At 62.6% G+C, this 12,154-nt stretch carries 10 protein-coding genes and 1 tRNA gene; 7 read left to right on the forward strand and 4 right to left on the reverse strand.

The annotated features are described in order from the left end of the window. The first annotated feature begins 63 nt into the window (after positions 1-63). Positions 64-1,149 carry a P1 family peptidase gene (locus ACHMW7_RS06460; protein ID WP_395449483.1) on the forward strand — a complete coding sequence of 362 codons (1,086 nt, stop codon included), beginning with the start codon at positions 64-66 and terminating at the stop codon, positions 1,147-1,149. 27 nt (positions 1,150-1,176) lie between these two features. After that, positions 1,177-2,043 (forward strand): D-amino-acid transaminase, encoded by an 867-nt coding sequence (locus ACHMW7_RS06465; protein WP_395449484.1) that lies wholly within the window; start codon positions 1,177-1,179, stop codon positions 2,041-2,043. A 182-nt stretch (positions 2,044-2,225) separates the two neighbouring features. On the opposite strand, the gene ACHMW7_RS06470 is transcribed toward ACHMW7_RS06465, so the two are convergent. Further along, on the reverse strand, positions 2,226-3,020 hold the full coding sequence (locus ACHMW7_RS06470) for a helix-turn-helix transcriptional regulator (protein WP_395449485.1): 795 nt from the start codon (positions 3,018-3,020) through the stop codon (positions 2,226-2,228). Between the two features lie 86 nt (positions 3,021-3,106). Here ACHMW7_RS06470 and ACHMW7_RS06475 point away from each other — a divergent pair, with 86 nt between their 5' ends. Then, entirely contained in the window at positions 3,107-4,687 is a 1,581-nt protein-coding gene (locus tag ACHMW7_RS06475) for an MFS transporter (RefSeq protein ID WP_395449486.1), read from the forward strand. A 228-nt stretch (positions 4,688-4,915) separates the two neighbouring features. On the opposite strand, the gene ACHMW7_RS06480 is transcribed toward ACHMW7_RS06475, so the two are convergent. Next, complete coding sequence (locus ACHMW7_RS06480; protein WP_395451278.1) at positions 4,916-8,635, reverse strand: autotransporter domain-containing protein; 3,720 nt, start codon at positions 8,633-8,635, stop codon at positions 4,916-4,918. Between the two features lie 197 nt (positions 8,636-8,832). Here ACHMW7_RS06480 and ACHMW7_RS06485 point away from each other — a divergent pair, with 197 nt between their 5' ends. After that, positions 8,833-9,075 (forward strand): hypothetical protein, encoded by a 243-nt coding sequence (locus ACHMW7_RS06485; protein WP_395449487.1) that lies wholly within the window; start codon positions 8,833-8,835, stop codon positions 9,073-9,075. 109 nt (positions 9,076-9,184) lie between these two features. On the opposite strand, the gene ACHMW7_RS06490 is transcribed toward ACHMW7_RS06485, so the two are convergent. Then, positions 9,185-9,274, reverse strand: a tRNA-Ser gene (locus ACHMW7_RS06490). A 474-nt stretch (positions 9,275-9,748) separates the two neighbouring features. Between ACHMW7_RS06490 and rplU the strand changes: the two genes are divergently transcribed. From rplU to ACHMW7_RS06505, 3 genes are all read left to right on the forward strand, one after another. Continuing rightward, positions 9,749-10,180 (forward strand): 50S ribosomal protein L21, encoded by a 432-nt coding sequence (rplU, locus tag ACHMW7_RS06495; RefSeq protein WP_395449488.1) that lies wholly within the window; start codon positions 9,749-9,751, stop codon positions 10,178-10,180. A 25-nt stretch (positions 10,181-10,205) separates the two neighbouring features. Further along, entirely contained in the window at positions 10,206-10,475 is a 270-nt protein-coding gene (gene rpmA, locus ACHMW7_RS06500) for a 50S ribosomal protein L27 (protein ID WP_055974797.1), read from the forward strand. Between the two features lie 123 nt (positions 10,476-10,598). Next, positions 10,599-11,186, forward strand: a complete 588-nt coding sequence (locus ACHMW7_RS06505; protein WP_395449489.1) for a GNAT family N-acetyltransferase — start codon at positions 10,599-10,601, stop codon at positions 11,184-11,186. Positions 11,187-11,195: 9 nt separating this feature from the next. On the opposite strand, the gene ACHMW7_RS06510 is transcribed toward ACHMW7_RS06505, so the two are convergent. Then, positions 11,196-12,089, reverse strand: a complete 894-nt coding sequence (locus ACHMW7_RS06510) for an endonuclease/exonuclease/phosphatase family protein (RefSeq protein WP_395449490.1) — start codon at positions 12,087-12,089, stop codon at positions 11,196-11,198. Positions 12,090-12,154 lie beyond the last annotated feature (65 nt).

Consider the following 12,154-nt stretch of genomic DNA (forward strand, 5'->3'; position numbering starts at 1 on the left):
AAGACTGCCCTTCATCACATTTCGACCTTTGCCATGTCTTCGGCCGGCATTATGGATGTCCCCATGATGTATGGCTCGACAGACACCCCTGAAGCATCGCCGCGTCGCAGGCTGCGCAACCTCGGCATCGAGCCGGGTGTTTTGAGGCCCGGCCCGCTCAATGCCATCACCGATGTCACCGGCGTTCTGGTCGGGCACGCAACGGTCATGGAAGGCACAGCCATCCGCACCGGGGCCACCGCCATCCTTGCGCATGGCGGCAACATTTTTCGCGACAAGGTTCCGGCGGCCATCGCCGTGTTCAATGGCTACGGCAAGTTCGCCGGCTCGACCCAGATCGAAGAGCTGGGCGAAATCGAAACCGCTATTGTGCTCACCAACACGCTGGCGACCGGTCGCGCCATCGAGGCGATCCATGCCCACACGCTGGTGCAGCCCGGCAACAACCGCGTTGTGTCGATCAATGCCGTGGTCGGCGAGACCAACGATTCCCGCCTCAACGACATCCGTGCCGGCCGTCCCAACATTTCGGAAATCAGAGCCGCGATCGATGCCGCCAGCGGAGGTGCTGTGGCCGAAGGTGCTGTTGGTGCAGGCACTGGCACTGTCGCCTTCGGATTGAAGGGTGGCATCGGCACAAGCTCACGGCGCGTGCCCTTAAAGGGCGAAGTCTTCACTGTCGGCGTGCTGGTGCAGTCGAATTATGGCGGGCGCCTCCTGGTCGATGGTGTGCCCTGGAATGCCAGCCCGGCCTCCGAGGACAAGGACGGCTCCATCGTCATCATCGTTGCGACGGACGCTCCCTTGTGCGAGCGCAATCTGAAGCGCCTGGGCCAGCGCGCTTTCGGCGGCCTGGCTAGGACGGGCGCAGCACTGAGCAACGGCTCAGGCGACTATGCGCTGGCGTTCTCGACCCATGAAAGCGTAAGGCGCACGCCCGAGCGGCGTGCTGGCATTGTCATGACGCCGGCACTGCCCAACGAACTGGTGTCGCCGCTGTTCGAGGCGGTGATCGAAGCGACGGAGGAAGCCATCCTCAACTCGTTGTGCATGGCGCACGCCGTCGAGGGCTATGACGCCGGCAGCGGCAGGCCGTCTCGCGTCGAGGCAATTTCATTGGAAGCGCTGGCCCGGCACAAGGCGCGCTGACGACTTACTCAGAATTGGAGAGTTCTTATGACCAGTGGACAAAACCGCATCGTCTGGCTGAATGGCAGCTACCTGCCGGCCGCCGAGGCAAAACTGTCGATCTTCGATCGTGGCTTCCTGTTTGCCGACGGCATCTATGAGGTCACGGCAGTTCTCGACGGCAGACTGGTCGACAGCAGCTTGCACATGGCGCGGCTGGAGCGCTCGGCCCGTGAACTTGGCTTGCGCCTGCCAATCACCACCGAGGCAATCGAGGAGATCGAGCGCGGTCTGGTCGAGCGCAACGGCTTGCAGGAAGGACTTGTCTATCTGCAGCTGACGCGCGGTGCCGAGGAGCGGAATTTCCTGTTTGGCGAGGAACTGGAGCCGACGCTGTTGCTGTTCACGCAACCGAAGGTGCTGGTCGACGTTGCCGCCGCCAAATCTGGCATTGCCGTCAAGACATTGGCCGATCAGCGCTGGGCCCGGCGAGACATCAAGAGCGTGTCGCTGCTACCGCAGGTGCTGGCCAAGCGCGATGCAAAGGCGGAAGGCTGCGACGAGGCGTGGATGGTCGAGGATGGTCATGTCAGCGAGGGTGCGTCCTCGACCGCCTACATCATCACCCACGATGGCAAGATCGTTTCGCCCGCCAACAGCCAGCGCACGCTGCCCGGCTGCACGCGGCAGGCGCTTGTCCAACTGGCGGAGGAAGGTGGCCTGACGCTCGAGCAACGCCGCTTTACCGTAGAGGAAGCCCTGGGCGCGGCGGAAGCCTTCATCACCAGCGCATCGACCTTTGTCATGCCGGTGACCCGGATCGACGGCAAGCCGGTCGGCGACGGCAGGCCGGGTCCGGTCGTCACGCGGCTGCGCCAGATCTATGTCGACCATGCGCGCAAGACTGCAAGCTGAGCGGGCGGGCTTAAACCTCGCCGAGGCTGCCATCGACAAGCAAGACGCATGGGCACCCGCATCCAGAGCGGGTGCCTTGGCGTTGGCAGTAAATTTTGTCAGCAGGCGATGGCGGGCAACGCCCGATGACGATGACCAAATCGACGCTGTAGCACTCTGATTTGAAGCATTTTCCAATGCGGTCACTGCTGCGTGAAATACACGACCATCTTGAGGTGCCGGTACTCATCCACAGTTAGCGTCTCGTGCATGAAGCCGAGTTGGGTGCCATCTGGATCAAGGATGGCACCGATGCCCCGAGCGTGGTTTTCGATGCCCGGCTGCTCGAGCCATCGCCGGAAATCCGGCGACAGCTTTTTCAGTTCGTCGACCAGCGCAAGCATCGCCGGATCGTCAGGAGCCGTTGCCAGATCGTAGCGAAACTGCGCGAGCAACTGCGGCGCTTCATCGCGCCAGTGCGGAAGGCGGCGGCGGAACTCCGGATCGGCAAAAACCAGGCGCAGGATGTTGCGGTCCAGTTGCTCGCGGTTCGTGAAGCCGAACAGAGCGTCGGCAGCCGCATTCCATGCAACGACATCCCAACGCAAATTGGCGACATAAGCGGGCCGCATGACGAGATCATCCAGCAGATTCTGGATGAGCGGGCCAACGGATGGCCATTGATAGGCTTCAGGCGGCGGCGGCCGTCTGTGCGCCAGTAAAAAAAGATGGCTGCACTCGGCATCGTCCAGCTTCAGCGCTTTCGCTACCTTGAGCAGAAAGCTTTCCGAGACCTGGATGTCCCGACCCTGCTCGAACCATGTGTACCAGGTGAGGCCGACACCGGCGAGCGCGGCAAGTTCCTCGCGCCGGAGACCCGGCGTGCGGCGATGGCCGGTCGAGGGCAGGCCCGCATCGACCGGCGTCAGCTTTTTCCTGTGGCGCATCAGGAAGTCGGCAAGGTCGGTGCGCGTGCGCGCGAGCGTTCGGTCGGACAAGACTGGTGCCTAGGGTAACAGGATAATTTGCTATATTGTAACAGGATGATGCTGCCTCGAAAGTCCTTCCGCGACAAGGAGGCAGCATGATTTCCCAAAACGAACTCGAACTTCCACTTTCCACAATGGCGGCTGACCTAGCCCCTTCACCGGCCGCGGCGGCAGGAGCCCGCGAATGGCTGGGGCTCGCGTTGCTGGCCTTGCCGACTGTCTTGCTCGGCCTGGATCTTACGCTTCTCCATCTGGCGCTTCCGGCACTGGCTGCCGATTTGCAGCCGACCAGCATGCAGGCGCTGTGGATCATGGATGCCTACGGCTTCATGATCGCAGGCTTCCTGATCACCATGGGCACGCTCGGCGACCGTATCGGACGCCGCAAGCTGCTGATGATGGGTGCGGCCGCCTTCGCCGTCGCCTCGGTGCTCGCGGCTTTCTCGACAAGTGCTGTCATGCTGATTGCGGCTCGGGGTCTGCTCGGGATAGCCGGTGCAACGCTGATGCCATCGACACTGGCGCTGATCACCAACATGTTCGCTGATCCACGGCAGCGCGCCCTTGGCTTTGGCATATGGGCGACCATGTTCGCGCTCGGCATGGCGCTGGGACCGATTGTGGGCGGCGTGCTGCTGACGCATTTCTGGTGGGGTGCGGCATTTCTCATAGCCGTGCCTGTTGTCGGCCTGCTGCTTCTGCTGGCGCCTGTCCTGCTGCCGGAGTATCGCGCGTCACAAGCCGGCAAGCTGGACATGCCAAGCGTTGGCCTTTCACTCGCCGCCATGCTGCCTGTGGTCTATGGCATCAAGCAGGTTGCCAAGGATGGCTTTGGACTTCATCCCGTCGGTGTGATTGCGGTGGGACTTGTCTTCGCCGTGCTGTTTGTGCGCCGACAGAAGCGGCTCGCCGATCCGCTGCTCGACATGTCGTTGTTTGCCAACAAAGCCTTCAGCGTGGCGCTAACAGTGCTTCTGTTTGGCCTCGTCGCGGTTGGCGGCACAATGCTGTTGGTCACCCAGTATCTGCAACTGGTGGCCGGATTTTCTCCGCTTGTCGCGGGTCTTTGGATGGGGCCGCCAGCGCTTGCCATGGTCGCTGCCGGCGTCACAGCACCGCTCATTGCACGGCGTGTTCGGCCCGGCTTCGTGGTGGCGGGGGCATTGGGCTTGTCGGTGGTGGGTTATCTGATGCTGACCCAACTGGATAACGGCGCCTCCGGCTTGGCCATTGTCGTCGCCGGCTTCTCGTTGGCCTATCTCGGGCTTGGCACCATAGCTGCGCTGGGGACGGACCTCGTTGTCGGATCGGCTCCCGCCGACAAGGCCGGCTCGGCATCGGCGATGTCCGAGACGGTGCAGGATCTCGGCATATCGCTCGGCATCGCCGTGCTTGGCAGCCTCGCCACTGCCATCTATCGGCGAACGATGCTCGACCGCATAGCTGAAAGCCTCGGCCGCGAGGCGCACGAGGCAGTTGGCGACAGCTTGTGGGCGGCGTCTTCGGTGGCGTCGGAACTGCCCGCCGGCCTTTTGGCAGAGGCGCAAGCTGCGTTCACCGCAGGGTTCGGCGCCGCGGCGATGGTCAATGCCGCCGGCGTTTCCATCCTTGCCGTCCTCGCTGCCGTTTCGCTGCGGCATATCGGGGCCATTGACGGCCGCGAGCCGCGGCAGTGAAGTTCGAGATAGCGTTATGGGGCAACCCAGTGGGCACGCCCGCGCTGCCCGGCGTTGTGATCCAGGTTTCGAGCGTTTGCTTGTTCGTGGCTGTACTCACATTTGGCGCCCTCCTGGGGCGGACCAGGACCGCGGCAACAGCGCGGAGCCGCTGGCCCATGCCGCGCACCCACCGATATCGTGGGAGGCGGCAGAGATAGCCGGCTTTTGGCTGGTGCTCTTCGATGGTCAGAACTGCACCGCAAGGTTTGCCTTGAAGCCGTGATCCTGTGCGTTGGATGCCAGTTGGCCATGATACGACAAACCGATGCTTGCAGCCGGAGAGATGTCGAAGTCGAGCCCGGCTTCGGCAATGGCACTGTCTCCGGCGATCGGTGCACCCGCGACAGAGAAGGTGCCGGATCCGCCAAAGGCATTGACTGACAAAGGCGTCGGGTTGCCGAAAGCGTGCCGCCAACCAAGCATGCCGCGCGCCGTCGCGTCGATACCTGCCAGCGTAAAGCGGGTCGATGCGCGCAGCCCGATCGTGGAGAAGGTGACGTCGGTTGAGCCCCCTGCAACGGTGAGGGCCGCAGCACCGCCTTGTTCGGCAAAGCCATCCGTGTGGAGATTGATGTAGGCGAGATTGGCGAAAGGTTCGAAAGCACTCTGGCCGGCCTCGATGCCATAGCCCAATTCGCCGAAGGCCTGCGCAGCGCCGGCGTGATAGCTGTACCGCAGCGCATCGGAGAAGCCGGGGAAGCCAACCGTCCGGCTGCCGTCGATGTCGCTCAAGGTATAGGCAAGACCGCCCCTGAATGCGACAGCGCCCCATTTGGTGCCGCCATAGACGCCAAGATGGTAATTTTCGCTGCTGCCCTGGGCGGCACGCGCTTCGGTGTTGAAGCTCGAATGGCTGTAGCCGGCAGTCAGGCCAACGCGCCAGTCGCCGACAAGGATGTCGGTTCCGCCAAGAACGCCGCCGGTCGAACTGTCGAGCCGGGCAGCGTTGCCGTCGCCGCCGGTCGAACCCCAGGCGCCGAAGCCCTGGCTCCAGAAGACCGGGCCGGAATGTGTGGCTGATACCGGGGGCGCCACTGCTCCAGGACCATAGGCGAGTACCGGCACTGCAGCGGTACCAGCTGTTTCGAAGGCGGCGCGCAGACGGTCGTTGACAGCATTGCGGACAAAACGGCTGTCTTGGATCAACGCGGTCTTGGCGCTGGCATGGAATTCGCCCGAAAGCTGATCGAACGCCGCCCGCGCTGCGTTCGTGCTCGTCGAAACCACGACCGCCTTCCATACAGCACTTGTCGTGGGCAGCGCCTCGATCGCTGCGCCGGTGGCGATCTGGTTGGAAGTCCGGCCGATGCTGGCGAAGGCCCTGCGGTCAAGCTTAAGTGTCACGTCATTGCCGTCGCCGCCATTGTAATCAACCGTCGGGGCGAGGAAGATGAGGTCGCTGGTCACCTGGCCGAACACGCCGGTAATCGCACCGGCACCTTGCTTGTCGATGAGCGTGAACGGGCCGTTGCTGATGTCCCAGCTGGCAATTGCCATTGGCGACAACAGCAAGTCCAGCGTGGCGCCAGAGATGTCGACGCTGCCGGCGACGATCAGCTTGTCGGCATTCGTCGGCGTGGCCTCGATCTGCAATGTGCCATGGTTGACGTAGTTGCCGGCAACGGTCTGGGTGCCGATCGATTTGCCGGGCGCATGCGTCGCACCCGAAGCGATTGTGACGGTCGACCCGGCACTGCCGAGCGTGCCAATGCCGCCGAGGATGCCTCGGCCCGAAATGGTCACGCCGCCCGAGCCAGCCAGCAAACCGTCGACCTGCAAAATGCCCTGGGTTACGGTGGTTGCGCCGGTGTAGGTGTTATCGCCGGTCATGATGAGCTTGCCGGAGCCCTGCTTGGTCAGCGATCCGGCTCCGGAAATATCGGCGCTAATTGTCGTGCTGTCGGTGAAATCCGCGACGATCCGCCCGTGGTTGGCGATTTCTGGGGCGATGATGGTGCCAGCAAGCTGCCCAGTGCCGATATTGATGACAGACGTATCGCCGACAGAGATCATCCCGGACACATCGACGATGCCACCATCGGCGACGGTGAGCGTTGACGTTGGGTCGCCGCAGAAGCATTCGATGCCAATGGCGAGCTCGTCAGCGACATTAAGCCTGGAGCCAGTGCCCGTAACGATGACGCTGGAACCTGGAACGCCTGGGCTCGGACTGAGATCGTAGTAGAGCGAACCGTCAAGATTGACCGTGCCGCCGGCGGAAATGACGAGAGCGCCGTTCCCACCGTTCCATCTGTTGCCGAGAAACATGTGTTGGTCGATATTCCAGGTCGATCCCGGTCCGGTCACCGTCACCGTGGCCAAGCTGCCGCCGTGGCCTTCGATGATCGCGCCTGCCTTGCTGTTCATGACAGCACCACCCTTGATCGTCAGGGACGCTTCGGAAGTGCCGCCAATATCGGTGTAGCTGTCGTTGTTGACGGTGGAATTCGCTCCAGAGACCTCCATGGCCGATTTGACCGACAAGGTTCCCATCGGATCGAGCAGGTTCAATGTCCCGCCATTGGTCACGCGCAGCAAGCCGCTCGCCACTTCGTTGGTGGCCATCGCCCAGCCCGACGACGTGCCCAAGGTGAGTGAGCCGCCATCGATCTCCACGGTCGGGCTCGCATTGCCCTCGAGCTTGAGGCTGCCCTCAAGCACGCTTGTTCCCGTCAGCGAGAGTTTGCCCGCGCCAATCATCGACAGCGAGCCGGTGCCAGAAATTGTGCCTGAAAAGACCGTCGAGGCGTTGTTCTTTCCGATTGCCAGGGTCGAGTTGGCGCCGCCGATCTTGAGGTTGCCTGCGCCTGCCAGCGATCCGATGGTGGCAATATGCCAATCCGGCGCGGCGAGTTCGAGCGTCGCGCCGCTAGCGATCGTGTAATCGGAACGCTCGGAAAGGGCCGTATCCCTGGTGGCGATGAGCCGGCCTTCCGTGACATGCGTCGCACCGGAATAGGTGTTGGTGCCCGAGAGCGTGAGGTCGCCAGTACCGGACTTGATGACCGCGCCGGCACCACTGATGGCACTGCCTAGGACGACATTGCTGGGCTGCGCGAAGGTCAGCGTGCCGGTGTCCACGACGATTCCGCCGGTGAGGCCGGATGTGGCGTTGCCGAAGGTCAGCGTGTTGGTGCCGCCGGTAAAGCGGATCGCAGCCGCCTGGGTGGCGCCATCACCCGCAAGCCCGCCGGTGATGGTGCCAAAATTGGTGATGTTGAGATTCGCTCCAACGATGCCAGCGCCCCCAGCGCCCGCAGCGCCGTCGTGGCTGCCAAAGCTGGAGCCGGCCCCGCCATCGCCGCCCCTTATCGCACCATTGACAGAGACTGTGCTGGTGCTGCTGCCTTCGGTGAAGGCCAAGCCGATGCCGCCGGAACCGCCCGAGCCGCCGTGATGGGCTCCATTGCCATTGCCGCCGGCACCACCGTTACCAGCCGTAATGCTGCCGGAGACGATCCCGGCCGTCCCGGTTCCGGTGACCACGGCTCCGTAACCGCCTGCGCCGCCGCCACCACCACCGAGTCCAGCGCTGCCGGCGGCTCCGGAAGAGCCGGTGGCCGCGCCGACTGGCAAGGTCGCGCCGACATGGCCGTGGACACCGCCCACGCCACCCGCGCCACCGGGCCCAGCACTCCCTCCCGCACCCCCGCTTGACGCACCGGCGCCGCCGCCGCCACCCCCGGAAGAAGCGTTACCGTTGCCGCCAGCACCACCAGCGCCAGTCGGGTTGTCGACACCGCTGGAACCACCTGAACTGGGCTGGCCGACCTCGTCTCCGCCACGCCCGCCACCGGCATGAGCAGCACCGGCGAGGAGCACCATGGCGGTACCCGCGACAGCCAACAAGCGGCCGGCAAGTGCGGTCGTCGAGAGCAGACCACGCCTCGAAGTGTTTTTAATCATGACCAAGAACAGATCCCCGATACCATTGGCGTATTCTGAAATTATCGCTGGCAGGTAAGACAATTTATAGCAATAGGATTCTGATGAAAGAAAACAAAAGGTATTTGTACGACGACATTCCCAGATTGTTTATATTAGTTGCTGCTGAATAAATGACAAATGCTCTCCCGTTGGGGCACACGTACTGGTGAGCGACCATGGCCATTTTGCCGCTTCCGGGCGTTTCGGAGCATGTTGTGAGCCTGGGCTCGGTGTCCGGACGTCTCGGCCATCTTCTCTGCGAGGCGCATCTTCGGCTGGAGACGGTGCCGAAGGCAGAGTTCAGTCAATTCCGCTGTTGGGATTTGCTCACCCGGGTCGCTTTGACCGATGTGCGGCGCAAAGCCGACATGCAGGGGAGCTGTCTGTACGGGTCGTGTTCGGACTATTTCGCGGTTTGAGCGGCCGAGGTGATCCACCGCGATCCGACAGCAATGTAGGTCAATATGTGGGGTCGCCAAACACTCAGCAGAAAAGACACCCCAAAATCAATAGCATAAGGAAAGTGTCTGGCGGAGAGGGAGGGATTCGAACCCCCGATGGGCTTGCACCCATGCCGCATTTCGAGTGCGGTGCATTCGACCACTCTGCCACCTCTCCGCGGTCGTGATCGGCCGTTGCCGGCGCGGCGCACTAGATAACGGCTCATGGCCTGTCGCACAAGGCCAAATGTGACCGCGATCGTGGATCTTTTCCGCCGGTCCGGAAATAGCTGCAGGACGCTGCGTCAGCTCGGCTGCCGGCGCGGCAGTTTCACGCCAAATTTAGTCGAAACGCTCCGGCTGTCGCAGAAACGTGCTCGATGGTCTTGGCTCGGTTGTCGACCCTGGCCTAAGCCTGTATTCGAGGGCTGACCTCAGTGCCTTCGTGGCAGGAGGAAAGGCTGGGCAGCCGCAAAACGGCAGGGCCGCCGGCGTGTTCGCCTTGACTCCATGGCAACCTTCGGTTACGGGACCCCTGCATTCGGCGTGGGGGATTCTCTGCGCCGTTTGTTTGAACCCGTACGACTGACAAAAAGACGGCCGAACCGCCCAGGTGGTTCAACAAGGCCGACCGAACAGCGAAAGGCATAAAATGTTCGCAGTCATCAAAACGGGCGGTAAGCAGTATCGCGTTGCCGCCAATGATGTGATCAAGATCGAAAAGCTCGTCGGCGCCGCCGGCGACACCGTTGAATTCGTTGAAGTGCTCGCCGTTGGCGAAGGCGACAACGCCGAGATCGGCGCGCCCTTCGTGGCCGGTGCAGTGGTGACGGCCGAAGTCGTCGAGCACGGTCGTAACAAGACCGTCATCGCCTTCAAGAAGCGTCGTCGCCAGAATTCGCGTCGTGCGCGCGGTCACCGCCAGCACCACACCACTGTCCGGATCTCCGAGATCCTGACCGGCGGTGCGAAGCCTTCGAAGAAGGCCGCTGTGAAGGCCGAAGCCGCAGCTGACGTGGCTGCAGAAAAGCCCGCGAAGAAGGCAGCGCCGAAAAAGGCTGCAGCCGTCGCGGAATCAGAGTAATCAGAGCGACTGAAGGAGAACATCCATGGCACATAAAAAAGCTGGCGGTTCGTCGCGCAACGGTCGCGATTCAGAGTCGAAGCGCCTTGGCGTCAAGAAGTTCGGCAGCGAATCCGTGATTCCGGGCAACATTATCGTTCGTCAACGCGGCACCACCTGGCATCCCGGCGTCAACGTCGGCATGGGCAAGGATCATACGCTTTTTGCGCTCGAAGCAGGCGCCGTGACCTTCAATAAAAAAGCCAATGGCCGAACCTACGTATCGGTTAATCCGATTCTCAAGGCCGCGGAGTAGCCGGTTCCGCACTACAACACCGGCGCCCCATCTCGGGAACCGGTGTCTGGCCATGCCAGGAAAAGGATCAGGGGAGATGGGTTACCATCTCCCCTTTTTCATTTTTTCCTGGAGGATTTTGACATGGTTGCCGAGAAGGAAGACAGCGAAGACGAGAGGCTGTCGATCGATTGCCCGATATTGCTGACCGAGCGGCTGGTCCTGCGACCGCCGCACGAGGACGACATCCCTGAACTGGTGCAGCTGGCTGACAACCGCCACATCGCCGAGATGCTGTCGCGGATGCCGCACCCCTATGGCGAGGCCGAGGCGCGCGCCTTCCTGTCGATGGCGCGGGCGCGGCGTGGTGGTGCTGTCTATGCCATCACCATCGCCGACACCGGCGCCTTCGTCGGATCGGCCGGGCTCAATGTCACCGATCGCGGCCTCGAGCTGGGCTACTGGATCGGCGAACCCTACTGGAAGTCGGGCTATGCCACCGAGGCCGCGCACGCGCTCGTCGATCTCGCCTTCCGGGCGACCGACGTCGCCGTGCTCAACGTCTCGTGCCGGGTCATCAACCCGGCGTCGCGGCGGGTGATCCACAAGTGCGGCTTCCAGTATGCCGGCCAGGGCATGCTGAACTCGATCGTCGCCGGCCAGGTGCCGGTCGAGCGCTACCGGCTCGACCGCAAGACCTGGGCGAGCCTCAGGTCGTGGGCGCGGTTCTAAGCTAACTGCTTAGTTCAGCTCGACCCACACCGGCTGGTGGTCGGAGCCTGTCGCATCGCTGTCGATGCGGACGGATTTGACCTTGGCGGCAAGGCTGGCCTGAACGAAGACGTAGTCGATGAGCCGGGTTTTTTCCGGGTGGGTCGTGTCGGTCCAGGAGACCGATCCATCCGGAACACCACCCGCCAGTGCGTAGGCATCGACAGGGTGATGGGCGACGATCTGGGCGCCTTCGACAGGGTCGGGCACGCCGGTCATCGCAAGGTGCTCGGGTGAGCCTGGCACCATGTTGAAGTCGCCCAAAAGTGCGAATTCCTCGGGGCAGGGGAGCTCGGGGAAACCGTATTCGGCAGCGCCCGAAATGACACCGCCTTCCATCGGATAGGCGTAGACCCGCTCCTTGAGGTGACGGATCTGCGCCACTCGCTCTTCGAGATTGATATGGTCGAGATGCACCGAATAGACGCGCAGCGGACCGGACGGCGCCATGATGAGCGCTTCGAGGGCGGCGCGTTGCAGGTTGCCGCGGTTGAGACGGCGGGTGCGCGGCAAAAGCAGGTTACGCGACGCGACGATCGGCCAGCGCGACATGACCATGTTGCCGAACTGCAGCCGCTTGTTGGCTGGCTTGCCGTTCTCGAGCAGGCCGAAGTCGATGTCCATGGCCACGCCGTAAATGTGGAAGTAGTCGGGCAGCAATTCGGCGAGCCCGGCGACCATGTCGGCGCCATTGTTGCGCATGAAATTGCGGGTCACCTCCTGCAGGGCGATGATGTCGGCGCCCGCAACGCCGGCAGCAATGCGCTTGAGGTCGTAGCGACCATCACGGCCGATGCCGTACTGGGTGTTGTAGGTGACCAGCTTCACTGTCGAAATCTCCCCGTCATTCCAGGCGGTTTCCAATCCGCTCTCGCCCTTAGCCACGCCTTGCGTTATGGCAGGTTCGCTGAAACAACCAAATAGCAACA

The sequence above is a fragment of the Aminobacter sp. UC22_36 genome (genome assembly GCF_044056035.1).
GTDB lineage: Bacteria > Pseudomonadota > Alphaproteobacteria > Rhizobiales > Rhizobiaceae > Aminobacter.

Excerpts from the sequence above, each read along its gene's own strand:
- ACHMW7_RS06460 (WP_395449483.1), top strand. The coding sequence starts at position 64 with ATGATGTATGGCTCGACAGACACCCCTGAAGCATCGCCGCGTCGCAGG.
- ACHMW7_RS06465 (WP_395449484.1), top strand. The coding sequence starts at position 1,177 with ATGACCAGTGGACAAAACCGCATCGTCTGGCTGAATGGCAGCTACCTG.
- ACHMW7_RS06475 (WP_395449486.1), top strand. The coding sequence starts at position 3,107 with ATGATTTCCCAAAACGAACTCGAACTTCCACTTTCCACAATGGCGGCT.
- ACHMW7_RS06480 (WP_395451278.1), bottom strand. The coding sequence starts at position 8,635 with ATGATTAAAAACACTTCGAGGCGTGGTCTGCTCTCGACGACCGCACTT.
- ACHMW7_RS06485 (WP_395449487.1), top strand. The coding sequence starts at position 8,833 with ATGGCCATTTTGCCGCTTCCGGGCGTTTCGGAGCATGTTGTGAGCCTG.
- rplU (WP_395449488.1), top strand. The coding sequence starts at position 9,749 with ATGTTCGCAGTCATCAAAACGGGCGGTAAGCAGTATCGCGTTGCCGCC.
- rpmA (WP_055974797.1), top strand. The coding sequence starts at position 10,206 with ATGGCACATAAAAAAGCTGGCGGTTCGTCGCGCAACGGTCGCGATTCA.
- ACHMW7_RS06505 (WP_395449489.1), top strand. The coding sequence starts at position 10,599 with ATGGTTGCCGAGAAGGAAGACAGCGAAGACGAGAGGCTGTCGATCGAT.